The 21,341-nt window shown below is 71.2% G+C and carries 19 protein-coding genes and 1 tRNA gene; 5 read left to right on the top strand and 15 right to left on the bottom strand.

Annotated elements, in window-relative coordinates; all coding sequences use genetic code 11:
- Window positions 1-37: 37 nt before the first annotated feature.
- The 5 genes from ACFVYL_RS06585 to ACFVYL_RS06565 all read right to left on the bottom strand — a co-directional run bounded on the left by ACFVYL_RS06585 (window position 38) and on the right by ACFVYL_RS06565 (window position 5,784).
- The gene (locus tag ACFVYL_RS06585) at window positions 38-1,699 is read right to left on the bottom strand and encodes an AMP-binding protein (RefSeq protein ID WP_389713321.1); all 1,662 of its coding nucleotides are present in this window, start codon (window positions 1,697-1,699) and stop codon (window positions 38-40) included.
- A 137-nt stretch (window positions 1,700-1,836) separates the two neighbouring features.
- The gene (locus ACFVYL_RS06580; RefSeq protein ID WP_389713319.1) at window positions 1,837-2,439 is read right to left on the bottom strand and encodes a lytic polysaccharide monooxygenase; all 603 of its coding nucleotides are present in this window, start codon (window positions 2,437-2,439) and stop codon (window positions 1,837-1,839) included.
- A gap of 79 nt (window positions 2,440-2,518) precedes the next feature.
- Window positions 2,519-3,187, bottom strand: a complete 669-nt coding sequence (locus ACFVYL_RS06575) for a nucleoside/nucleotide kinase family protein (protein ID WP_389713318.1) — start codon at window positions 3,185-3,187, stop codon at window positions 2,519-2,521.
- Complete coding sequence (locus tag ACFVYL_RS06570; protein ID WP_389713316.1) at window positions 3,171-4,355, bottom strand: SPFH domain-containing protein; 1,185 nt, start codon at window positions 4,353-4,355, stop codon at window positions 3,171-3,173. Before ACFVYL_RS06570 ends, ACFVYL_RS06575 begins: the two co-directional genes overlap by 17 nt.
- 97 nt (window positions 4,356-4,452) lie before the next feature.
- Window positions 4,453-5,784: a peptidoglycan-binding protein gene (locus ACFVYL_RS06565; protein ID WP_389713315.1), complete on the bottom strand. Its 1,332-nt coding sequence runs from the start codon at window positions 5,782-5,784 to the stop codon at window positions 4,453-4,455.
- A gap of 206 nt (window positions 5,785-5,990) precedes the next feature.
- Here ACFVYL_RS06565 and ACFVYL_RS06560 point away from each other — a divergent pair.
- The 4 genes from ACFVYL_RS06560 to ACFVYL_RS06545 all read left to right on the top strand — a co-directional run bounded on the left by ACFVYL_RS06560 (window position 5,991) and on the right by ACFVYL_RS06545 (window position 11,103).
- A tRNA-Lys gene (locus ACFVYL_RS06560) sits at window positions 5,991-6,064 on the top strand.
- A gap of 136 nt (window positions 6,065-6,200) precedes the next feature.
- Window positions 6,201-6,914 (top strand): FadR/GntR family transcriptional regulator, encoded by a 714-nt coding sequence (locus tag ACFVYL_RS06555; RefSeq protein WP_389713313.1) that lies wholly within the window; start codon window positions 6,201-6,203, stop codon window positions 6,912-6,914.
- A gap of 299 nt (window positions 6,915-7,213) precedes the next feature.
- Window positions 7,214-9,169, top strand: a complete 1,956-nt coding sequence (locus ACFVYL_RS06550; RefSeq protein ID WP_389713312.1) for a glycosyltransferase family 2 protein — start codon at window positions 7,214-7,216, stop codon at window positions 9,167-9,169.
- Window positions 9,166-11,103 (top strand): galactose oxidase-like domain-containing protein, encoded by a 1,938-nt coding sequence (locus ACFVYL_RS06545; protein ID WP_389713311.1) that lies wholly within the window; start codon window positions 9,166-9,168, stop codon window positions 11,101-11,103. The genes ACFVYL_RS06550 and ACFVYL_RS06545 overlap by 4 nt, the downstream gene beginning before the upstream one ends.
- A 137-nt stretch (window positions 11,104-11,240) precedes the next feature.
- Here ACFVYL_RS06545 and ACFVYL_RS06540 read toward each other — a convergent pair whose 3' ends face one another.
- The gene (locus ACFVYL_RS06540; RefSeq protein ID WP_389713309.1) at window positions 11,241-12,272 is read right to left on the bottom strand and encodes a glycoside hydrolase family 6 protein; all 1,032 of its coding nucleotides are present in this window, start codon (window positions 12,270-12,272) and stop codon (window positions 11,241-11,243) included.
- Window positions 12,273-12,429: 157 nt separating this feature from the next.
- On the opposite strand from ACFVYL_RS06540, the gene ACFVYL_RS06535 reads away from it, so the two are divergent.
- Window positions 12,430-13,182: an ANTAR domain-containing protein gene (locus ACFVYL_RS06535; RefSeq protein ID WP_389713308.1), complete on the top strand. Its 753-nt coding sequence runs from the start codon at window positions 12,430-12,432 to the stop codon at window positions 13,180-13,182.
- A 295-nt stretch (window positions 13,183-13,477) separates the two neighbouring features.
- On the opposite strand, the gene ACFVYL_RS06530 is transcribed toward ACFVYL_RS06535, so the two are convergent.
- The 9 genes from ACFVYL_RS06530 to ACFVYL_RS06490 all read right to left on the bottom strand — a co-directional run bounded on the left by ACFVYL_RS06530 (window position 13,478) and on the right by ACFVYL_RS06490 (window position 21,334).
- Window positions 13,478-14,140, bottom strand: coding sequence for a class F sortase (locus ACFVYL_RS06530; protein WP_389713307.1), 663 nt, complete (start codon window positions 14,138-14,140; stop codon window positions 13,478-13,480).
- A 16-nt stretch (window positions 14,141-14,156) separates the two neighbouring features.
- On the bottom strand, window positions 14,157-14,717 hold the full coding sequence (locus tag ACFVYL_RS06525; RefSeq protein ID WP_389713305.1) for a hypothetical protein: 561 nt from the start codon (window positions 14,715-14,717) through the stop codon (window positions 14,157-14,159).
- A 94-nt stretch (window positions 14,718-14,811) separates the two neighbouring features.
- Window positions 14,812-15,591: an HAD-IIA family hydrolase gene (locus ACFVYL_RS06520; RefSeq protein ID WP_389713303.1), complete on the bottom strand. Its 780-nt coding sequence runs from the start codon at window positions 15,589-15,591 to the stop codon at window positions 14,812-14,814.
- 103 nt (window positions 15,592-15,694) lie between these two features.
- The gene (locus ACFVYL_RS06515) at window positions 15,695-16,783 is read right to left on the bottom strand and encodes a 2-aminoethylphosphonate ABC transporter substrate-binding protein (protein WP_389713302.1); all 1,089 of its coding nucleotides are present in this window, start codon (window positions 16,781-16,783) and stop codon (window positions 15,695-15,697) included.
- Between the two features lie 21 nt (window positions 16,784-16,804).
- Entirely contained in the window at window positions 16,805-17,602 is a 798-nt protein-coding gene (locus tag ACFVYL_RS06510) for an ABC transporter permease (protein WP_389713300.1), read from the bottom strand.
- On the bottom strand, window positions 17,589-18,440 hold the full coding sequence (locus ACFVYL_RS06505; RefSeq protein ID WP_389713299.1) for a 2-aminoethylphosphonate ABC transporter permease subunit: 852 nt from the start codon (window positions 18,438-18,440) through the stop codon (window positions 17,589-17,591). The genes ACFVYL_RS06510 and ACFVYL_RS06505 overlap by 14 nt, the downstream gene beginning before the upstream one ends.
- Window positions 18,433-19,485: an ABC transporter ATP-binding protein gene (locus ACFVYL_RS06500; RefSeq protein ID WP_389713297.1), complete on the bottom strand. Its 1,053-nt coding sequence runs from the start codon at window positions 19,483-19,485 to the stop codon at window positions 18,433-18,435. Before ACFVYL_RS06500 ends, ACFVYL_RS06505 begins: the two co-directional genes overlap by 8 nt.
- Complete coding sequence (locus ACFVYL_RS06495; RefSeq protein WP_389713295.1) at window positions 19,485-20,216, bottom strand: HAD family hydrolase; 732 nt, start codon at window positions 20,214-20,216, stop codon at window positions 19,485-19,487. Before ACFVYL_RS06495 ends, ACFVYL_RS06500 begins: the two co-directional genes overlap by 1 nt.
- On the bottom strand, window positions 20,210-21,334 hold the full coding sequence (locus ACFVYL_RS06490; protein ID WP_389713293.1) for a TIGR03364 family FAD-dependent oxidoreductase: 1,125 nt from the start codon (window positions 21,332-21,334) through the stop codon (window positions 20,210-20,212). The genes ACFVYL_RS06495 and ACFVYL_RS06490 overlap by 7 nt, the downstream gene beginning before the upstream one ends.
- Window positions 21,335-21,341 lie beyond the last annotated feature (7 nt).

Raw genomic sequence — 21,341 nt, 5'->3', positions numbered from 1 at the left:
ACGGATCCCTCACCCTCCGTCTCGGGGGGGGCAGGCCTCAGGGGTCCAGGAGGGCCCCGCGCCCCCGCGCCTCGTACCGCGAGATCAGTTCCGTCACGTCGGGAGGCGTGAGCGGGCGGTAGGCGGACGAGCCCGGCGGGCGCCACCAGACGGGGTCCTGGCACCGGAAGCCCTCGCGGCGCAGCTCGCCGCGGGCGACCTTGTTCGTCGCGGTCACCGGCATCCGGGGCACCACCCGCACGAAGCGCGGCGCCATCTTCGTCCCCAGATCCGGCTGGGAGAGCAGGAATTCGGCGAAGGCGAGCGGGTCGAAAGGGGCGCCGGGGGCCGGGGTGAGCGCCGCCATGACCTGGTCCCCTGCGACCGGGTCCGGCACCGCGTAGACCGCCACCGCCGCCGCACCGCCGTACCGCGCGAGGATGTTCTCGATCATCGCCGCCGCCAGGTTCTCGCTGTCCACCCGCAGCCGGTCGTCCTGGCGCCCCGCGAAGTAGAGGTAGCCGTCGGCGTCGCGGTAGAAGAGGTCGCCCGTCCAGTACCAGCCGTCCCGGACCCGTTCCGCCTGGGCCTCCTCGTTGCGCCAGTACCCCTCGAAGGGGTTCGGCCCGCGGTTCACCAACTCCCCTATCGCGGCGCGCCCGTTCAGCAGGCGGCCGTCCGCGGAGAACCGGGCCGCCGCGCACTCCCGCCGCGTCCCGGGGTCGACCACCGCGAGGTCGTCGCCGGGTGCGGCGCGGCCGATCGCCCCGGCCGGCGTGTCCGGGGTGCGCTGGATCGCCGCGCCGCCCTCGGAGGACCCGTACCCCTCGACGAGCCGCACCCCGAACCGTTCCTCGAAGCGTGCCGCGTCCACCGCGCCGGCCTCGGTCCCGAAGCCGACCCTCAGGGGGTTGTCCCGGTCGTCGGGGCGTTCGGGCGTGGCCAGGACGTACTGGACCGCGCGGCCCACGTAGGTGAAGTACGTGGCCCCGAACCGCCGTACGTCCGGCAGGAACCGGGACGCCGAGAAGCGGTCGCGGAGCGCGACGCCCGCCCCCGCGGCCAGCGCCGGCGCCCAGTCCGCGATCACCGCGTTGCCGTGGAACATGGGCATGCAGATGTAGTGGGTGTCCGAGGGGCGGATCTGGAAGTGCGCGGCCAGGGAGCGGCCCGCGGCCGCGAGGCGGCCCTGGCTGCAGATCGCGGCCTTGGGGGCGCCGGTCGAGCCGGAGGTGAAGTAGAGCAGCATGCGGCTGCCGGGGCCCACCGTCCGGGCGATGTCCGGCTTCGCGTCGGCGTAGGGGGCGAGCAGTTCGCGGTAGGCCGCCGTATCGGTCACCAGGATGCGGACGCCCGGGAGCCGGAGGCCGTCGAGCAGGGGTAAGTGCACTCGCTGCGTCACCAGGACCTTGCAGTCGGTGTGCAGGATGTCGCGGGCCAGTTCCGCGCCGCGCCGGGTGGGGTTGATGCCCGCCACCGCCGCGCCCGCGAGCGCCGCCGCGCTCAGCCAGAGGGGGTATTCGGGGGTGTTGTCGAGCAGGACGCCGATGTGGGGTTCGCCGCGCGGCGTCAGGAGGTCGGTGAGCAGGGCGGCCCGCGCCGCGGCGCCCGCCGCCAGCTGGTGGTGGGTCAGCTCGCCGCCCGGGTGGCGCAGTCCGGTGCGGTGGTCGCCCCACCGCGCCCGTACGAGTTCCGCGACGGTGGTTCCGGTGCTCTCCATGACCGCGCACCATAATTGACGTACCGTCAGATGTGGACCCTGCGCACGCCGTGAGGTCGGCACGGCGTGCGCAGGACCCGCCTGTGGGGTGTGGCCTGTGGGGTGTGGGGTGTGGGGAAGTCGCCCTCAGGCGGCGGTCAGAACTGGACGTCCGAGCAGGCGTAGAACGCGTTCGACGTGTCCGCGACCGTCCAGACGGCGACGATCACGTGGTGACCACTGCGGCCGCTCGGGATGGCGCCACTGTGCGACAGGGTCGCGGGCGGCTGCTGGCTGTTGTACGGGACGCTGAGGAACGGCGTGGCGTCCAGGGCAGACCTGGTCACCGCCTTGCTGTCGTCCCAGCCCTGCTTGGTGATGTAGTACTTGAAATCGGTGGTGCGGTGGCGCGCGGTGAACTGCCAGCGGAAGGTGTAGTTCTGCCCGCCGCTCACCTTGGTCGTCGGCCAGGCCCCGCCCCCTGGCGTCCTGGGCGAGTCGAGCTGACTGAAACCGGCTACGCCCGCCGAACAGATCCTGCCGTCGGCCGGTCCGCCCGCCGGGAAGCCCTTGGGGCCCTCGACGCTCTGCGGCTCGTACTGGATGGAACCGCAGTTGGCCACCACGCCCTTGGCGCAGTTGATCTGGCGACTGGCGGGCAGATCGGTGTAGCCGTGGCTGCTGGCGCCACTGGCGGAGAGCGCGAACGCACCGGCCGTACCGAGGCCGACCAGGGCCGCGTACATCTTCTTGTTTCGCATGTGCCGCTCCTGCCGAACGTGGGGAGTTCCGTGGGACGTGCGCGCACTGCGGTCTAGACCAAGTCTCAGATTATTGGCGTTAGTTGAACATGTCCATACCAATCGTGGAGAGGATCCGTCCGCATCGTCCGCGGGACGCGGCGACCAGTTCACCGTTGGGCGTGTCATTCGCCGCGACCCAGCCCGCAGCCTCCTCCGGCGACCTGCCACCAGCCAATTGCCGCGCCACCAGGCGCTGTTGACGCACCTCAGCCGGTGAGTCGACGTACCAGCACTCCCCCATCAGGGCGCGCGCCACGCGCCAGCCGGGCAGGTCGCAGGCGAGATAGTTCCCCTCGGTGATCACGAGCCGGGCGGCGGGCGCGACGCGGTGGCGGGCGGCGATCGGCTCGTGGAGCGTGCGGTCGTAATCGGGTACGTAGATGTCGTGCGCCGGGTCGTCGAGCACCCGGCGCAGCAGCGCGACGTACCCCGCCACGTCGAAGCTCGGCTCCGAACCCTTGCGGCCGGTGAGGCCGAGCCGCGCCAGCTGGTCGTTGGAGAGGTGGAAGCCGTCAAGGGGCAGATAGGCGGCGCCCTCCCCGATCCGTTCGACCAGAGCCCGCGCGAGGGTGGACTTGCCGGTGCCGGGCGGGCCCGCGATCCCGAGGACCGCGCGCGGGGCGCCTTCGGTCAGCCGCCAGGCGTCGGCGGCGAGGCGGGCGAGGGAGGCGGCGGGGCCGGGGCGGCGGTCATCGGTGTTCTCCATGGCCCGTATAGAACGCCACCGTCAGGTCCTTCACCAAAGCCTTGCGCTCGTAGTCGTCGAGATCCACGAGGCCCCGGGTGGTCAGCCGCGTCACCGTGTCCTCGACCGAGTCGACCACCGAGGTCAGGACGGTGTCGCGGTGGCGCGCGTCGAGCGCGGCGACCCGGCGGCGCTGCATCACGGCGGCGACCTCGGGGGCGTACTCGATACGGGTCGGCCGGACCGAGAAGATCTCCACGCCGACCGCCCCGGTGTCCGCGGCGAGCGCCCGGGTCAGCGCCGCGCCGACGGCCTCGGCGTCGCGCAGCGTGGGGGCCTCGTCGTGGAAGGCGTCGGCGGGCAGCCGCGAGAGGACCCGGGCGGTGGCCGCCTCCACGCACTCCCGCAGATACTCCTGGTGGTCCTCGATCGCGAGCGTCGCCCGCGCGGGGTCCTTCACCCGCCACACGACGAGGACGACGACGCGCAGGGCGACGCCGCCGCGGTCCACGGCCGGCATCGGCTCGCTCCGCCAGTGCCGCAGCCGTACGTCGACCCGGCGGCGAAGGAGCAGCGGGTTCACCCACATCAGCCCGGTGCGGCGGACGGTGCCCCGGTAGCGGCCGAAGAGGCTGAGCACCCAGGCCCTGCCGACCCGCCCGCGGGCCAGGCCGCCGAAGCCGAAGAGGCCGAGCGTCCCGGACCCGGCGAGCGACGCCCACTGCGCGGCCCCGAGCCCGGCCCCCTCGTACCCCGGCAGCCCCGTCACCCGCAGCGCGGGCTCCGGCAGCACCCCCGCCCACCACAGCGAGAGCGCGCCGCCGGCGATCCCCGCGCAGCCGCCGAGCACCCCGGCGAGGCCGGGCAGCACCCACGCCCGCCGCTCCCCGAGCGCGGGGTCGACGTCGGGCACGGGCCGCACCGGCGACGCGGCCGCGGGCGGCGCGGGCCGCCGGGCCGTGCGCGGCTGCTCCCCGGTCCCCTGCCTGCGCCGGACCACGGCGGGCGAGAGCGGTACGCCCGTCGCGTCGTCCGGGTCGTCGCGGAAGAGGAGGTGCACGGGGATCTCGGTGGTGGCCTCGCTCTGGATCACCCGTGGCCCTCGCGCGAGGCCCGGCTCGGGCGCCCCGCCGGGCTGCGCGACCGGTTCCTGGGGGGACTCCGGCTGGGAAGCCGCCGTCGCACTCATCGGTGCCTCCGACTCATTCGTGCCTCGTTCTCGTTCGTGCCCGGGCCGCCTCCGCGTCCGGGCCCCTGGCCTGCCCCGCACCGCGTCCCCGCCCCGCTCACCGGAACAACCGCCGCCACGTCTCCGGCCCCGGATAGCCGTCGGCCGCCGCGCCCCGCCAGCCCTGGGCCCGCTGGAACGCCTCCACATTGCGCCGGTCGCTCTCGCTCCAGGACGGTCCCGGGCCCCGGGCGTAGTGCCTGCCGAAGCCCTTCTTCACCAGCTGCCTGCCGAGCCGCTCGATCGCCGGGTCGCTCCGGCCCGGGCGGAAGACGGAGCGGCCGGGGTAGGCGGGCGCGCCCGCACCGCTGCCGGTCACCGGCCCGTCCGCGCCCGCGGCGGGGATGTTCCGCCCCTTGCCCTTCATCAGGTACGACCACGTCGTCGGCCCGGGCAGCCCGTCCGCGGCCCCGCCCCGCCAGCCCTGCGCCAGCTGGAACGCCTGCGTCGCCCTGCGGTCCGCCTCGCTCCAGCGCGGCCCCGGGCCCGACCGGTAGAAGCGCTTGCCGCCCCGGGCGACCAGCGCCTTGCCGAGCTGCGTCACGTACGGGTTGTGCGCGCCGGGGCCGAAGGAGCGCGCGCCGGGGTACGGCGTCCTGGCGGAGCCCGAGCCGCCCGGCGCGCCGTCGCTCACGCCCTTGTAGCGATAGGCCAGATAGCGGTCCCCGTTGGTCCAGTAGGCATAAGGGGTGGCTTGCTTCCTGGCGTGCGGGCGCGTTTGTTCGTACGCGGTGTAATGCGTGCGCGCGTTGTCCGTCCAGCCCCCGAAGATCGTCACGTGCGAGCCCTTCGTCGGGTTCGCCGGATTGTGGAAAAGCAGAATGTCGCCGGGCTGCAGCTGTTCCTTGGCAATACGCACGGCATAGCTGCCGAGGCTGCCCGTCCATTCGTTGCCGCCCAGATTCCAGGCCATCGAGACAAAGCCCGAGCAGTCCTGCCGATAGCCGTCGGGCCAGTACTTCTCCATGTCGTACGGCACCTTCGCCGCGACCCACTTCTGGGCCCGTTCGATGATCTCCGCCCGGGTGATCGCCCCATAGGTCGCCGCCCCCGGCGCCCCCGGCGTCGAGGTGGCCGCGCCGCCGTGCAGCGGGCCCACGCCGCCCTGCGGGTTGCCCGTGCCGTCGTCGGAGCCGTCGTCGGCGGGGGCCGCGCCCGGTACCGCCGGATGGGTCCCCACCTCGGCCGATGCCACCGCGGGCAGGGTCTGGCCACCGAGCACCGTGCCGGCCGCCGCGGCGAGCACGAGGGCGCGGCGCGCGCCGTGCGCGGCACGATGGCCGCCGAGCCGCGGTGGCAGGACGTGCGCCGTGCGGCGCCAGTGAATACAGCCGGGACAATCGCAGTCGCTCTCGGGAAGGAATTCCTCGAACAGCGGAGCGGCCTCCATGCGATTCCCCTCACACCCCGGAAAAGAATGTACGCGCATCTGCACGTCCGTCAGTTTCTCAACTGTCCCGGGATACCGCATGTTGACGGTCCGAATGATGGAGCGGCCCCGCCCGGCACTCCCCCGAAGGCCCCCGGCCCGGGCGGGCGGGCGCCGGGTGGTCGGGAGCATCCCTCGACGTCCGGTAGAGTTATCCAGGTCAGCAGGCGCCGCTAGCTCAGTTGGTTAGAGCAGCTGACTCTTAATCAGCGGGTCCGGGGTTCGAGTCCCTGGCGGCGCACAGACAGCGAAGGCCCTCCGTTCACGCGGAGGGCCTTCGGCGTGTCCGCCTCGCGTCCCCGCTCGTGCTCCGCCGCGTGCCCCCGCTCGTGTCCGCGCGGGGCCGGTCCCCGTATCCGTACCGCTACCGTTGCGCCATGGCGCGCGACATCCAGGAGCGGATCAAGAAGCTCATCATCGACTCGAGGCTGCCCTCCGGGGCCTCGCTGCCGACCGAACCCGAGCTGATGGAGCGCCTGGGTGTCAGCAGGAACTCCGTCCGGGAGGCCCTCAAGGCGCTCCAGGCCATGGGGATCGTGGAGATCCGGCACGGTTTCGGGACGTATGTCGGGCCGATGTCGGTCGCGCCGATGATCGAGGGCCTCACCTTCCGCACGGTCGCGGGCCACTACCGCGGCGAGGACAGCCTGCTCCAGCTCCTGGAGCTGCGCGAGGCCGTGGAGACCGGGCTCATCGCGCGCCTCGCGGGCCGGGTGCCCGCCGGTGACCTGGCCGAACTCGACGCCTTGGTGGAACGGATGGAGTCCGAGGCGGCGTCCCCGGAGGCCGCCGTGCGCGCCGAGACCGACCGCGCCTTCCACGCCACGCTCTACCGGGGCCTCGGCAACCTGCTCCTCGGCGAGGTCCTTGAGGCCTTCTGGGACGCCTTCCACAAGGTGCGGACCGATCTGGTGGACGTGCCGCAGGACCCCTCGGTCACCTGCCGCCAGCACCGGGAGATCCTGGCGGCGGTGCGCTCGGGCGACGCGCTCCGGGCCGAGCGGGCCATACGGGAGCACTTCGGCAATATTCGCACCCGTCTGAGCTCACCCGTCCCAACAGATGCCCCAATCCGCTCGTTTGACCGTTAACTCCTCGTTTCACCCTTGCGATCACGCCGTAGGGCGTAGAACCCTGTTCGGGAGCCATCGGTTCTCATGAGGCGGACGATACGGGGCAGTTGGGGGCCCGGGACGGCCGCGGCGGGGCAGGGGCGGGGGTCCCGTTCGTGAAGCGGTGCCGAGGGGGGCATCATGCAACCGGAAGGTCGCCGTTCTATGTCTAAGGAGACGGTGGCCTTCCTCTGATGTGTTCGCGACGGTCGAGGGGGACCTGAGCGGACGGAAAGACCTACGAACACGCGGGGGAACCGCGTGCGGGGGGATGACTCATGACGTCGACGCCGACGGGCGGACGCCAGAACGACCCGTCAGAGACGACCCAGCTCAGGGCCGTTTCGCACCGGACGGGTGGCTTCCGCAGAATCAAGAAGACCCTGCCGCGGTACGACTACGAGCACTACAGCCGCCTCGCCGGACCGCTCACCCAGCCCGACCCGAACAAGCCGTACAAAGTGAGGTACCGCTCGCTGCTCTCGCAGGAGCCGCACAAGGTGCGCGCCGCGCTGATGCTCGGCGCCGCGCCGCTGCTCTCGCTGGTGCTGCTCGGCTGGCTGCTGCAGCCCGAGCACTGGACGAAGCGGGACTACGTCGCCAACGACTGGCTGCCGGCGCTCGACATCGTCATGCTCATATCGATCGGCCTGATCGAGTTCTTCCGCTGCATGAACGTGCTCTCCAACGCGCACGCGACGCTCGTCGCCCGCGACCCGGTCCCGGTGGTGCCCGAGTCCGGCACCAGAGTCGCCTTCCTCACCTCGTTCGTGCCCGGCAAGGAGCCGATCGAGATGGTGACGAAGACGCTGGAGGCCGCGGTCAGGATCCGACACCGCGGCCTGATGCACGTATGGCTCCTCGACGAGGGTGACGACCCGGAGGTCAAGGAGGTCTGCCGGCGGCTCGGCGTGCACCACTTCTCCCGCAAGGGCGTGGCCAAGTGGAACATGGCCAAGGGCCCGCACCGCGCCAAGACCAAGCACGGCAACTACAACGCCTGGCTCGACGCGCACGGCGACGACTACGACTTCTTCGCCTCGGTCGACACCGACCACGTCCCGATGCCGAACTACCTGGAGCGGATGCTCGGCTTCTTCCGCGACGAGAACGTCGGCTTCGTCATCGGCCCGCAGGTCTACGGCAACTACGACAACTTCGTCACCAAGGCCGCCGAGTCGCAGCAGTTCCTCTTCCACGCGCTGATCCAGCGCGCGGGCAACGCGTACGGCTCCCCGATGTTCGTCGGCACCTCCAACGCGGTGCGCATCAAGACCCTGAAGCAGATCGGCGGCCTGTACGACTCGATCACCGAGGACATGGCGACCGGCTTCGAGATCCACCGGGCCACCAACCCCGGCACCGGCAAGAAGTGGAAGTCGGTCTACACCCCGGACGTGCTCGCGGTCGGCGAGGGCCCCAACGCCTGGACGGACTTCTTCACGCAGCAGCTGCGCTGGTCGCGCGGGACGTACGAGACGATCCTCAAGCAGTTCTGGAAGGCGCCGTTCTCGCTGCCCCCCGGCCGGCTCTTCAACTACACGATGATGGTCATCTTCTATCCGATGTCCGCCATGAACTGGATCCTGGCCGCGCTGAGTTGCGCCCTTTTCCTGGGTCTCGGCGCGTCCGGCGTGAACATCGACCCGACCATCTGGCTGATGCTGTACGGCAACGCATCGGCGCTGCAGATCGGCCTCTACATCTGGAACCGCAGGCACAACGTCTCCCCGCACGAACCCGAGGGCTCCGGCGGCGTGGCGGGCATGGTGATGTCGGCCCTCTCCGCGCCGGTCTACGCCCGCTCGCTCCTGGACGCCGCCCTGCGCCGCAAGAGCAAGTTCGTGGTGACCCCCAAGGGCGACTCGGCAAGCCCGGACACGCTGTTCGGGACCTTCCGCATCCACCTGTTCTTCATCCTGGTCTTCGGCGGCTCGATGGCCGCGTCCTTCGTGTACGGGCACTCCCACCCCGCGATGATCACCTGGGCCACGTTCGCCCTGCTGGTCACGGCGGCCCCGATCTTCGCGTGGCGCTGGGGCATGCGGCAGGACAGGAAGAAGCCCAAGCCCCCGGCGGAGGACGGGAGTTACGGTCCGCCGCAGGGGCCGCAGACGGCGCTCCCGCAGCAGCGCGATGCCACGGCGCCCCTGCCGCACGCCCCGCAGCAGAAGCCCACCTGGGCCGCACCCGACCAGACCATGCAGATTTCCCTTGGGGGACGTAAGAAATGAAAGACCGTTCCAGCCGCCGCCGCGCCCGCCGCATCGCGATAGGCGCGGCGGTCGTCCTCGCGCTGGCGGGGATGAACGGACCGTGGCTGTGGCGCGTGGGCTCCGAGAAGTACCACGACTACAAGATCAACAAGCCGGAGTACAAGGCGGCCAACGGCCACTGGGAGGTCGTGAACTTCCCCGAGGAGTACCGCCAGAACACCATCCACGCGGCCCTGCTGCACACCGGCAAGGTCCTGCTCGTGGCCGGGTCCGGCAACAACCAGAAGAACTTCGACAAGAAGAAGTTCGACACCCGGCTGTGGGACCCGGTCAAGAACACCATCAAGAAGATCCCGACGCCCACCGACCTGTTCTGCACCGGCCACACCCAGCTGGGCAACGGCAATCTGCTGATCGCGGGCGGCACCCAGCGCTACGAGAAGCTGAAGGGCGACATCACCAAGGCCGGCGGCCTGATGATCGTCCACAACGAGGACCCGGACGAGCCGAAGACGATCCCCGCGGGCACCCGGTTCACCGGCAAGAAGAACGGCAAGACGTTCGTCTCCAAGGACAACATCCTCGTCGAGAAGGCCAAGAAGGTCTTCGACAAGCAGACCGGCGCGTTCCTGCGCACCGAACCGGGCCTCGGCCGGGTCTACGTCGAGGCGCAGCGCAGCGGCGCCAAGCACGAGACGGGCACCCAGGACAACTACCGCATCCAGGGCCTGAAGGGCTCCGACACCCGCAACGTCTACGGCATGGCGCAGAAGCTCGCCCTGGACAAGAAGGACTTCCAGGGGATCAAGGACACCTTCGAGTTCGACCCGGTCGCCGAGCGGTACATCAAGGTCGACCCGATGAACGAGGCGCGCTGGTACCCCACGCTGACCACGCTCACCGACGGAAAGATCCTCTCCACCTCCGGCCTCGACGAGATCGGCCAGCTGGTCCCGGGCAAGAACGAGGTGTACGACCCGTCGACCAGGAAGTGGACGTACACCAAGGGCATCCGGCAGTTCCCGACATACCCGGCGATCTTCCAGCTGGCCAACGGCAAGCTCTTCTACTCCGGTTCCAACGCCGGCTACGGCCCGGACGACGTCGGCCGCAAGCCCGGCGTCTGGGACCTGGAGACCAACAAGTGGAAGGGCATCCCGGGCCTGAGCGACAGCAAGCTCATGGAGACCTCCGGCACGGTCGAACTGCCGCCCGCCCAGGACCAGAAGTACATGGTGGTCGGCGGCGGTGGCGTCGGCGAGTCCGATGAGTCAAGCAAGAAGACCCGCATCGTGGACCTGAAGGCCGAGAAGCCGATGTTCGCGGACGGGCCCGAGCTGGAGAAGGGCACGCGCTACCCGCAGATCTCCACGCTGCCCGACGACACCGTGCTGATCTCCGGCGGCTCCGAGGACTACCGCGGACGCGGCGCCTCCAACATCCACCAGGCGCGGATCTACGATGCGAAGACGGGTGAGATGAAGCGGGTGGCCGACCCCGAGGTGGGCCGCAACTACCACTCGGGTTCGATCCTGCTGCCCGACGGCCGCGTCATGTTCTTCGGCTCCGACTCGCTCTACGCCGACGCGGCCAACACCAAGCCGGGCGTCTTCGAGCAGCGCATCGAGATCTACACGCCGCCGTACCTGTACCACGGCTCGCAGCCGGCGCTCGGCAAGGGCCCGGAGACGATCAGGCGGGGCGGCACGGGGACGTTCCCGGCCAAGCACGCCTCGTCCATCAGGACGGCCCGCCTGATCAAGCCGAGCGCGTCCACGCACGTGACCGACATCGACCAGACGTCGATCGCCCTCGGCCTGAAGAAGAACGGGGACTCGGTCTCCGTGACGGTCCCGAAGAACCGGTCGCTGGTGGAGTCGGGCTGGTACATGCTGTTCGTGACGGACGACCAGGGCACGCCGAGCAAGGCGCAGTGGGTCCACGTGCCCTAGACCGCCCCGAAGGGGCGTCTCAGAGGCGCGGGGAACTGCGCGCTCAGCCCGCGAAAAGCCGCAGTCGCGTCTGCCGAGTTACCGAGCGGACGCGACTGCGGCTCTTTTGTGGTTGCTCGCGCAGTTCCCCGCGCCCCTTAAGGGGCGTTCCTCGCGAGGCCCGACGCGTATTCGGGCCACCATTCCCCGGCCTTGGGACCGCCCCGGCAGGTCCCGTCGGACTCCCCCGGCCGCTTCACCCAGAGGTACGCGTCGACGAGCGGGTCGGACGTCTTCGTCGTGGGCGTCTCGCCGAGCGCCCGGCCGGGCGGGTTGCACCAGGGGTCCTTGCCCTTGGCGTACGGCCCGTTGCCGTTGCGGCCCGTGTCGATGACGAACGGCTTTCCGCCGATCTTCGCCGAGAGCTTCTTGCCGAACTCCGTGCTGACCTCGGTGGTCTGGAAGTTGGAGACGTTCACCGAGAAGCCGTCGGCCTGCTCGACGCCGGAGCGCTTCAGGGGCTCCCAGAGCGAGTCGGGGTTCTTCCAGCCCGCGTTGCCCGCGTCCAGGTACACCTTGGTGTCCTTCAGGGACTTGAGCTTTCCGATGGCGCCCTTGAGCAGGTCGTACCGCTCCTCGTGGAACTGCTGCGGCGTGCACTCGTCGACCATGTGGAGCACCGCGTCGGGCTCCAGGATCACCGTGGCGTGCCGATCGCCGATGCCCTTGGCGACCTGGTCGATGAACGCGCGGTACGCGTTGCCGTCCGCCGCGCCGCCGCCCGAGTACTGGCCGCAGTCGCGGTGCGGGATGTTGTAAAGGACGAGCAGGGCGTTCCGGTCGGCCTTCTCGGCGGCCTCGGTGAAGCCGCGCGCCTGGTCCTCCGCGTTCTCCGGGACGAGCCACTCGGCGACGGGCTGCTCGGCGATCTTCCGGATCAGCGCGGCGTCGTCCTTCTTGCCGTCCTCGGCGTACGAGGTGACCTGCTTGGCCGCGTTGCCGTCCGGATTGACCCAGTAGGGGTCCTTGTCCTTGGGCCGCTGCCCGACCGGCGAACTCGACGACCCGCCCGAGTCACCGTCGGAGGAGGAGCATCCGGCAAGCAGCAGTGCCGCCCCCGCGAGTGCCGCTCCCGCCCGCACCCCCCTGGCCGCGAAACCGTGCCCGCGACCGGTGTTCTTGCGGTACATCCACTCCCCCTCGGGTGCACTGTCCGGGCTCAATCCTGACATACGCGCCCGCTCGCCCACGAGGTTCGTCAGGCCCGTCCGGAGACCTGTAGGAGAGCTGTTACAGCGACGCGGCGCCGGGTAGGCGCAGTGCGCGGGGAATTGAGGAGGAAGGGTCATGCGGGACCGCGACAGTGAATTGCGGCTTGCGGACGTCCTGGTGAGGACCGCGGACACCCTCACCGACGACTTCGACGTCGAGAGGTACCTGCAGTGGCTCGCGGACCGCTGCGTGGAACTGCTCGACGGCCAGAGTGCCGGAGTCATGTACACGGGCGGGAAGGGCGGGGTGCGACTCATTTCCTCCAGCGGCCAACCGATCCGCGTCCGGGACCTGTTGGCGGTGCAGCACCGCGGCGGTCCGTGCGTGGAGAGCTTCGGCACCGGGCGGCCCGTGCCGCCGGTTCGCCTCGACGACGCGAAGGCCCGCTGGCCCGCGTTCGCCGCGCGGGCCGTCAGGTACGGCGTCGCGAAGACGTACGCGGTGCCGATGCGGCGGCAGGACTCCACTCTCGGCGTACTCAATGTGTTCGTTCCGGTGACGCGTCGATCCGGCGCCTGTGAACGGGAGTTCCGGATCGCGTCGGTCCTGGCGCACGGCGCGGCGGTGGGCCTCGCCAATCAGCGTGCGCACGCCGAGTGCCGGACCCTCTCGGAGCAGCTCCAGACCGCGCTGGACAGCCGCATCCGCGTCGAACAGGCCAAAGGCGCCCTGGCCGAGCGGTGGGGCACCGGCGTCGACGAGGCGTTCGAGGCGCTGCGGCATTACGCGCGCCACGAGCAGCAGGCCATAGACCAGGTGGCCGTCCAGGTGATCAAGGGCTCGATCAGCGACACCGCGCTGCAGCACGGAAAGTCCGGGCCGTGCTGAGAAATCCCGCGCCACCTGCGGCGATCACGGAGGAGGCCGCCCTCCGGGCGAACGACGCGAGATTGACGACAGGGCCTAGGCCCGCGCGCGTGTTCGTTCTACAGTCGGTTGCACGGCCCGAGCCCCCGGCCCCTGCCATTCCGTGATTCCGGGATGGTCCCTTACCTCCCGCGTCGACGCCGGGTTTCTCCCGCGACCCGTGCGCGCGCGGTCGAGGACCAGTCCGGTCGGCGGCTCCGGGGGGAGCGGGCCGCCGACCGGGCCAGGTGCCAGGAGGCCGTGCGGCACACGCGGATCACCGCTCGACCCCCGTGAGGTACGCCGAGACGATGACGTTGGCCGTGTAGGCGCGGGCGCTCTTGTCGAAGGTGCCGCCACAGGTGATGAGGCGCAGCTCGGCGCGGCCCTTGCGGTACTGGCCGTACGCCTTCTTCGCGTCGAAGCGGGCGCGGGTGACGACCCGGACGTCGTCCACCGTGAACCGGGCGACCGTGCCGTCGTCGCGGGTCACCTCGATCTCCTCGCCGGGGTGCAGGGTGCTGAGGTCGTAGAAGACGGCGGGTTCGGTCTCGGTGTCGACGTGGCCGACGAGGAGGGCGGCGCCCGCGGCGCCGGGGCGGGTGCCGCCGCCGTACCAGCCGACGGTGTCCGACTCCGCGAAGGACGGCGGGTCTATCGCTCCGTCGGCGTCCAGGCCGCGGGCCGACACCGGGGCCCGCACCTTCAGCGCGGGCACCTCGACGCGCAGCGGGCGCGCGGGCGCCAACGGCTCGTGCGCGGAGGGGAGTTCGACGTCGAGGGGGCGGCCGACCGCGGCCACGTCGCCCGTGGCGGGCCCGGAGAGTCCGCCGCGCAGACCGGCGACGTCGCTGCCCCAGAGGCAGAGCCCGGCCATGAGGACGGCCCAGGCGACGCCGGTGAGCAGGCGTCCCGAGCCGGAGTGTGCACCGCTGGACACGGTCGTCTCCCGCCCGTCACTCGGAGCGGCGCCGGCGGACGCTGCGGATCGCGACGGCGACGGCCGCGACCCCGGCGAGGATCAGGCCGATCACGGCGTGCAGGGTGCCGGGGCCCGCTTCCTGGGCCCTGGAGGAGGCCGTGGTCACGTGCTGCGCGGCGCCGCCACCACCGGCCCGCACCGGGGAGACCGGCTCCTGGTGGTGCCGCTCCTGGTGGTGCCCGAGGACCCGGACCGTGCCGATGCCCTGGTGCGGGTGGCCGTCACAGGTGACGGTGACGTCGTACGAGCCGGAGATGCCGTGCCGGATCCTGGCGCTGCCGTTCAGGGCGTACTTGTCGCCGTCGCGGCCGGTGAGCTGGGCGTCCCCCTCGAAGGCGCCCGAGCCGGCCGTCCCTGTCGTGCCCCCGCAGCCCGTGACGCTCACCTCCACGGTGGCACCGGGCGCGGCGCTGGACGGGGTGACGGTGGCCCGCACGGAGCCGTTGTCGTGGGCCTGGGCGGCGGTGGCGGGCAGCGCGACCGCCAGGGCGAGGGCCACCCCGGCCCCACGGACAGCAAGCGAACATATACGCATCGTGAACCTCCTGAGTACGAGGTTCACGCGCCATGCGCCGCTTCGCATCTCGGGACAGGCCTCCCGAGCGGCGCGTGGGCGGCTCCGTCGCAGGTCAGATGCGGTCTACGAGGTCCGCGATGGAGTTCACGACGTTGGAGGGCGTGAAGGGGTACTTCTCGATGTCGGCCCGGCTCGTCAGCCCGGTGAGCACCAGGAACGTCTCCATCCCCGCTTCCAGACCGGCCAGGACGTCGGTGTCCATGCGGTCCCCGATCATGGCGCTGGTCTCGGAGTGCGCCCCGATCGCGTTCAGTCCGGTCCGCATCATCAGCGGATTCGGCTTGCCCGCGAAGTACGGGGTCTTGCCGGTCGCCTTGGTGATCAGCGCGGCGACGGCCCCGGTGGCGGGCAGCGGGCCCTCCGTGGAGGGGCCGGTCTCGTCGGGGTTGGTGCAGATGAAGCGGGCGCCGCCGTTGATGAGGCGGACGGCCTTGGTCATGGCCTCGAAGGAGTACGTGCGGGTCTCGCCGAGGACCACGTAGTCCGGGTCGTGGTCGGTGAGGACGTACCCGATGTCGTGCAGGGCGGTGGTCAGGCCCGCCTCGCCGATGACGTACGCGGTGCCGCCGGGGCGCTGGTCGTCGAGGAACTTGGCGGTGGCGAGCGCGGAGGTCCAGATGTTCTCGACGGGCACTTCGAGGCCCATGCGGGTCAGCCGGGCCTGGAGGTCGCGCGCGGTGTAGATGGAGTTGTTCGTCAGGACCAGGAACGGCTTGCCGGACTCGCGCAGCTTCTTGATGAAGGAGTCGGCGCCGGGGATCGGCACCCCCTCGTGGATGAGCACGCCGTCCATGTCGGTGAGCCACGATTCGATGGGCTTGCGCTCTGCCATGGGGTGCACTCCTGCGGTGTACGGGTTGCCTGGGGCGCCGGGACAGCGCTGTGCCGACGCCCCCAGCCTACGTCGGCGGTGAACTCTCAGGGCCGTGGAATTCTCAGCTGCCGGTCGCCGACTTCCAGTCCTCCACGTACTCCTTGAGGTTCTTCGAGACGTCCGCCCAGTCGGGCTCGAAGACCTCGACGCCGTCCACGATCCTGCCCAGGGCGACCGCGTCGGCGTCGGCGGCCTCGATGTCCTCGCGGACCGCGAAGCCACCGCCGATCTCGCTGACCTGCTGCTGCGCCTTCCTGCTGAGCAGGTAGTCGAGGAACTTCCTGGCGTTGGCGCCATGCGGGGCCTTGCTGACGAGCCCGGCCGCGTACGGGAGGGCGAAGGTGGTCGGCCTGCCGCCCTGCCCGGCGGGGAACCAGATGCCGAGGTTGGGCATGTCCTTGGACTGCGCGTAGTTCATCTGGACGTCGCCGTTGGCGGCCAGGAGCTCGCCCTTGTCGACCTTGGGCGCGAGCTTGCCGGTGGAGGCGGACGGGCCGACGTTGTTGCTCTGGAGCTTCTTCAGGTACTCCATCGCCGGTTCCTTGCCGCCGAAGTCGTGCATCGCCTTGATGAGCACGGCGGTGCCGTCGCCCGCGACACCGGGCGTGGAGTACTGCACCTTGTTCTTGTACGCGCCTTCGGTGAGGTCCTCCCAGGTCTTGGGCGCCTTGCCGCCGGACAGCTCCTTCTTGTTGTAGACGAAGCCGAAGTAGTTGTTCACCACGGAGGTCCACTTGCCGTCGGCGTCCTTGCCCGCGGCCCCGACCTGCTCCGACCCCTTGGGCTTGTACGCCTGCAACAGCCCCTTCTCGTCGGCCTGCTGGATGAACGGCGGCAGAGTGATCAGGACGTCGGCCTGCGTGTTGGACTTCTCGCGTACGGCGCGCTGCACCATCTCCCCCGAGCCGCCCTCGACGTAGTTCACCTTGATGCCGGTCTTCTTCTCGAAGTCCTCGAAGACCCGGTCGTACCAGCCGTCGCCGTTCTCGCCCTTGAGGCCGTCGGCGCTGTAGACGGTGACGGTCTTCTCGTCGGACGCTGCGGAGTTGCCGCCGCACGCGGTGAGGGAGCCGGCCAGGACGAGGCTGCCGGTGACGGCGGCGGCCGTGCGGACGCGCGGGACGCGGGAGAGGGGGCTGAGGCGGGACATGACGTTCGGTACTCCTTGGCTTCAGCGGTAGGAGGCGCGGGTGCGGATGCGGGAGACGGCGAAGAGGACGAGCAGCGTGGCGGCCATCAGGACCACCGCGACGGCGGCCCCTGTGAACGTGGAGCCCCGGTCGGTGGCCGCGTAGATCCGCACGGGCAGCGGCAGCCAGTCCGGCGGGTAGAGCATCATCGTGGCGCTCAACTCGCCCATGGAGAGCGCGAAGCAGAGCCCGGCGGCCGCCGTCAGGGACGGCAGGAGCAGCGGCAGCTTCACCTTCCACAGGACGTACGAGGGCCGGGCGCCGAGCGACGCGGCGGCCTGCTCGTACGCCGGGTCGAGACGTACGAGCGCGGCCGCGACCGACTGGTGGGCGAACGCCGTGACGAGGATGGCGTGCGCGAGGATCACGATCCACCGCGTGCCGTTGAGGATCATCGGCGGCTTCGAGAACGCGACGAGGACGGCGAGCCCGACGACCACGGACGGCACGGCGACGGGCAGCATGAACAGCGCGTCGAGCACCCTCTTGCCGCCCTTCTTCAGCGAGGCGGCGGCGAGCGCGGCCCACGCCCCGACGGTCAGCGCGAGCAGGCTGGCGCTGACCGCGGTGACCAGGCTGGTGGTGAGGGCCCGCAGCGACTCCCCGCGGGTGGCCGAGGCGTAGTGCTCGCCGGTGAAGCCGGACGGGAAGGCCCCCGACCAGTGCTCCGCGAGCGACGCCGCGAGGATCACGAGCAGCGGCAGCGCGAAGAGGGGAAGGAAGAGGACGAGGAAGAGGGCCCAGGTGGCCCACCTCGCCCTGCGGCTATGCACCAGCACGACGGCTCACCACCCGGTAGAGGCCGTAGAGGCCCACGGAGATCGCGATGTTGACGACGGCGACGACGCACGCCGCCGGGTAGTCGGACTCCAGGATCGCCTTGCTGTAGACGAGCATCGGCAGCGTCGTGACGCCCTTCGCGCCGGTGAAGAGCACGATCCCGAACTCGTTCAGGCACAGGACGAGGACGAGGCTGCCGCCGGCGGCGAGCGCGGGCAGCGCCTCGGGCAGGATCACCCGGCGCACGATCCGCGCGGGCTTCGCGCCCAGGCTGGACGCGACCTCCAGCTGTGCCGTGTCGATCTGCGAGAACGCGGCGAGCAGCGGCCGCATCACGAACGGCGTGAAGTACGTGATCTCGGCGAGCAGCACGCCCCACGGGGTGGTGAGGAACTGGAACGGCCCCTCAGCGGCGCCGGTCGCGTCCGTCCACACCCCGTTGGCCATGCCCTTCGTCCCGTAGATGAACAGCAGGGCGAGGGTGATCAGGAAGGACGGGAAGGAGAGGAAGACGTCGATGAACCGCGAGACGGCCTTCCCGCCGGGGAACGGCACGAAGGCGATGACCAGCGCGAGCGCGAACCCGAGCGCGAGGCACCCCACGGTCGCCCCGACCGCAAGCCACACGGTGGTCCCGAGCGCCTCCCGGAACGCCTCGGAGGCGAACACGTCGGCGTAGGGCTGGAGGGAGGTCCCTCCGGTATCGGGCTGCAGGGACTGCCGCACGACGAGCCCGAGGGGATAGAGGAAGACGAGCCCGAGCAGGGCGACGGGCGGCAGCGCCCAGACGAAGGCGGGCACTTTCCGGCTCCGGAGGCGCTCGGTAGGACTACCCACCGGTCACCCCTCCAGCCAGGAGCACCGCGTCCTCGGGCGCGAAGTGCAGGGTCACGCAGGCCCCGATCTCGGGCGGCGTACGGAGTTCCCGGACGTCCGCCTTCACCCGCTCCCCGGCGACCTCCACGTACAACCGATGTGTGGCGCCCCGCCATTGGACCTCGACGACGTTCCCCATCAGGGAGTTGGGCCCTTCCCCGAGCCCCACCAGATGCGGCCGCACGCACAGCGTGGCAGTCACCCCGGCAGCCACGCCGCCCGTATCGACCTCGATCTCGGTCCCGCCGAAGGAAACACGCCCCGAACCCACCGTCACCGCGAGGAGATTCGCGTTGCCCACGAACGACGCCGTGAACTCCGTCCGAGGCGCCCGGTACAGCTCCTGCGGCGTCCCGCAGTCCTGGAGCCGCGCCCGGTCCATGACGGCGATGCGATCCGCCAGGGTCAGCGCCTCCACCTGGTCATGGGTGACGTACAGAAGGGATACGTCGGGCAACTCCCGGTGCAGCCTGGCGAGTTCCGCCAGCATCCCCGACCGCAGCTGCGCGTCGAGCGCGGACAGCGGCTCGTCGAGGAGCAACACCCCGGGCCGGACGGCGAGCGCCCGCGCGATGGCGACCCGCTGCTGCTGCCCGCCGGACAGCTCGCGCGGATACCGCTCGGCGTACGCGGCCATCCCCGTCATCTCCAGGGCCTCGGCGACCCGGCCCGGGATCTCGCTCCTCGCCACCTTCCGCGCCTTCATGCCGAAGGCGACGTTGTCCGCGACGCGCATGTGCGGGAAGAGCGCGTACTGCTGGACGACCATGCCGATGCCGCGCCGGTGCGCAGGAAGGTCCGTGACGTCGCGCTCCCCGATGAACACCCGCCCCGACGCGGGCCGCACGAACCCCGCGACGGCGCGCAGCGCGGTGGTCTTGCCGGAGCCCGAGGGCCCGAGCAGCGCCATGACCTCGCCGGGCTCGACGGTCAGGTCGAGGGAGTCGAGGACGGTGTTGCCGCCGTAGGCGACGGACACCTGCTCGAAGCGGATGCCGCTGCCCATCAGCCGAGTCCCCTGAGTATCGCGGGGAGTTCGGCGACGGAGCCGAGGACGTGGGTGGCCCCTGCCTCGCGCAGCGCCGCGTCACCGTGGGCGCCGGTGAGCACCCCGGCGACGACGGAGGCGCCCGCCCGTACGCCGCTGAGCACGTCGTACGCCGTGTCGCCCGCGACCGCCACGTTCCGGACGCCGTCCGCGGCTCCGGTCCGCAGGAAGGCGGCGAGCACCATGTCCGGGTAGGGGCGCCCGCGGCCGCCCGCGTCGGCGGGGCACAGCGTCAGCCCGACCAGGTCCCGCCAGCCAAGCGCGTCGAGGATGGCGTCCTGGGTGACCCGGGCGAATCCGGTGGTCAGGACGACGGTCCTGCCGTCCTGCTTGAGCTCCTCGATGGCCTCGCGCGCCCCGGGCACCGGTGCGATGCGGCCCGCGTCGACGAGCGTCCCGTACGCCTTCTCGAAGGCGGTGTTCGCCTGCTGGGCGAGGCTCTCCTCGCCGAAGAGGTGCCGGAAGACGGAGATCTTGGACTCGCCCATCGTGGCGCGGACGTACTCCAGCTTCGCGGCGTGGCCGGCGGAGTCCGGCTCGACGCCGACCTCCCGTGCGGCGGCGGCGAAGGCCTGTTCGACGAGGCCCCCGTCGGCGACGGTGGTCCCCGCCATGTCCAGCACGACGAGGTCCGTGCGGCGCGTGCCGTCCGTGCGGTGCGTGCGGTGCGTGCTCAATTCGTTCACCATCCCAGCTGGTCCGCGGTCTGCTCGGCGATGGCGGGCGAGCAGGTCATGCCGCGGCCCCCGGGCCCGGTGACCAGCCACACGCCCGGGCGCAGCTCCTGCCGGTGCACGACCCGGCCGGTGTCGACGCACTGCGCGTACACCCCGGCCCAGCGCCGCCTGATCTTCGGCAGCGGGCGGCCGAGGAAGCCCTCGACGACCTCGGTGAGGTGGTCGTAGGGGTCTTCGAGGGTGTCGAAGGCGAAGGGGTGCTCGTACTCGTGGGTGTCGCCGATGGTCAGGCCGCCGTCCGCGCGCTGCACCATGAGCAGCTGCATCCTGTGCGCGGCGGCGGTCGGCGGCTGGGCCTGCCCGGAGTTGAGCTCGTCGAGCGCGGGCGACTTGTACGCCGGGTAGTAGCGGAAGCTGTCGGCGTCGGCGACGGACGTGGTGAGCGCCTCGCCCAGCGGTTCGGTCTGCATCATCTGCAGCCGCACGCGCCGTACGGGCAGGCCGGGTCCGGCCAGTTCGCGCACGAGGCCGCCGAGCCAGGCGCCGGTGGCGAGCACGACGGCGTCGCCGGTGTGCACGTCGCCGTGGTCGTCACGGACGCTGCCCGCACCGACGACCTCGCGGACCTCGCGGCCCGGCAGGAAGGTGTAGCGCGGGGACTCCAACAGGGCTTCGCGCAGCCTCAGTTGGGCGGTGCGCGGCTCCACGGCCGCGTCCCGCTCGCACCACAGGGCGGCACTGAACTCGCCCCGCAGGGCAGGGTTCAGGTCGCGCGCCTCCGCGGCGGTGAGCAGCTTGTAGCCGCGGGCCGCCGCGTCCGGGCGGGCGAGCGCCGCCTCGGCGACGGCCCGCTCGCGCTCGCTCCGCACCAGGGTCAGCGAGCCGATGGCCCGGAACCCGAGGCCCGGCACGCGCTCCCCGATGTCCTCCCACAGTTCGCGGGCGCGCAGGGCGGTGTCGAGTTCCTCGCCGCCCGCCCGGCCGCTCACCCATATCTGCCCGAAGTTGCGCAGCGACGCTCCGCGGGCCTCGCTCTCGCGCTCGATCTGTACGACCTCGTGGCCGCGCTCCACTGCGTGCCAGGCGTGCATGGTTCCCACCACGCCGGCTCCTACGACGATGACTCTCACGGCGGCA

This window comes from Streptomyces sp. NPDC058308, from assembly GCF_042880275.1.
GTDB lineage: Bacteria > Actinomycetota > Actinomycetes > Streptomycetales > Streptomycetaceae > Streptomyces.
The sequence above is the reverse complement of the archived record's forward strand: the minus strand, read 5'-3'. Positions and strand labels throughout refer to the sequence as shown.

What these genes read in the sequence shown, in the direction of transcription:
- ACFVYL_RS06520 (WP_389713303.1), bottom strand. Translation starts at nt 15,591, where the DNA reads ATGGCAGAGCGCAAGCCCATCGAATCGTGGCTCACCGACATGGACGGC.
- ACFVYL_RS06525 (WP_389713305.1), bottom strand. Translation starts at nt 14,717, where the DNA reads ATGCGTATATGTTCGCTTGCTGTCCGTGGGGCCGGGGTGGCCCTCGCC.
- ACFVYL_RS06550 (WP_389713312.1), top strand. Translation starts at nt 7,214, where the DNA reads ATGACGTCGACGCCGACGGGCGGACGCCAGAACGACCCGTCAGAGACG.
- ACFVYL_RS06565 (WP_389713315.1), bottom strand. Translation starts at nt 5,784, where the DNA reads ATGGAGGCCGCTCCGCTGTTCGAGGAATTCCTTCCCGAGAGCGACTGC.
- ACFVYL_RS06570 (WP_389713316.1), bottom strand. Translation starts at nt 4,355, where the DNA reads ATGAGTGCGACGGCGGCTTCCCAGCCGGAGTCCCCCCAGGAACCGGTC.
- ACFVYL_RS06555 (WP_389713313.1), top strand. Translation starts at nt 6,201, where the DNA reads ATGGCGCGCGACATCCAGGAGCGGATCAAGAAGCTCATCATCGACTCG.
- ACFVYL_RS06535 (WP_389713308.1), top strand. Translation starts at nt 12,430, where the DNA reads ATGCGGGACCGCGACAGTGAATTGCGGCTTGCGGACGTCCTGGTGAGG.
- ACFVYL_RS06545 (WP_389713311.1), top strand. Translation starts at nt 9,166, where the DNA reads ATGAAAGACCGTTCCAGCCGCCGCCGCGCCCGCCGCATCGCGATAGGC.
- ACFVYL_RS06495 (WP_389713295.1), bottom strand. Translation starts at nt 20,216, where the DNA reads ATGGTGAACGAATTGAGCACGCACCGCACGCACCGCACGGACGGCACG.
- ACFVYL_RS06575 (WP_389713318.1), bottom strand. Translation starts at nt 3,187, where the DNA reads ATGGAGAACACCGATGACCGCCGCCCCGGCCCCGCCGCCTCCCTCGCC.
- ACFVYL_RS06515 (WP_389713302.1), bottom strand. Translation starts at nt 16,783, where the DNA reads ATGTCCCGCCTCAGCCCCCTCTCCCGCGTCCCGCGCGTCCGCACGGCC.
- ACFVYL_RS06540 (WP_389713309.1), bottom strand. Translation starts at nt 12,272, where the DNA reads ATGTACCGCAAGAACACCGGTCGCGGGCACGGTTTCGCGGCCAGGGGG.
- ACFVYL_RS06500 (WP_389713297.1), bottom strand. Translation starts at nt 19,485, where the DNA reads ATGGGCAGCGGCATCCGCTTCGAGCAGGTGTCCGTCGCCTACGGCGGC.
- ACFVYL_RS06580 (WP_389713319.1), bottom strand. Translation starts at nt 2,439, where the DNA reads ATGCGAAACAAGAAGATGTACGCGGCCCTGGTCGGCCTCGGTACGGCC.
- ACFVYL_RS06585 (WP_389713321.1), bottom strand. Translation starts at nt 1,699, where the DNA reads ATGGAGAGCACCGGAACCACCGTCGCGGAACTCGTACGGGCGCGGTGG.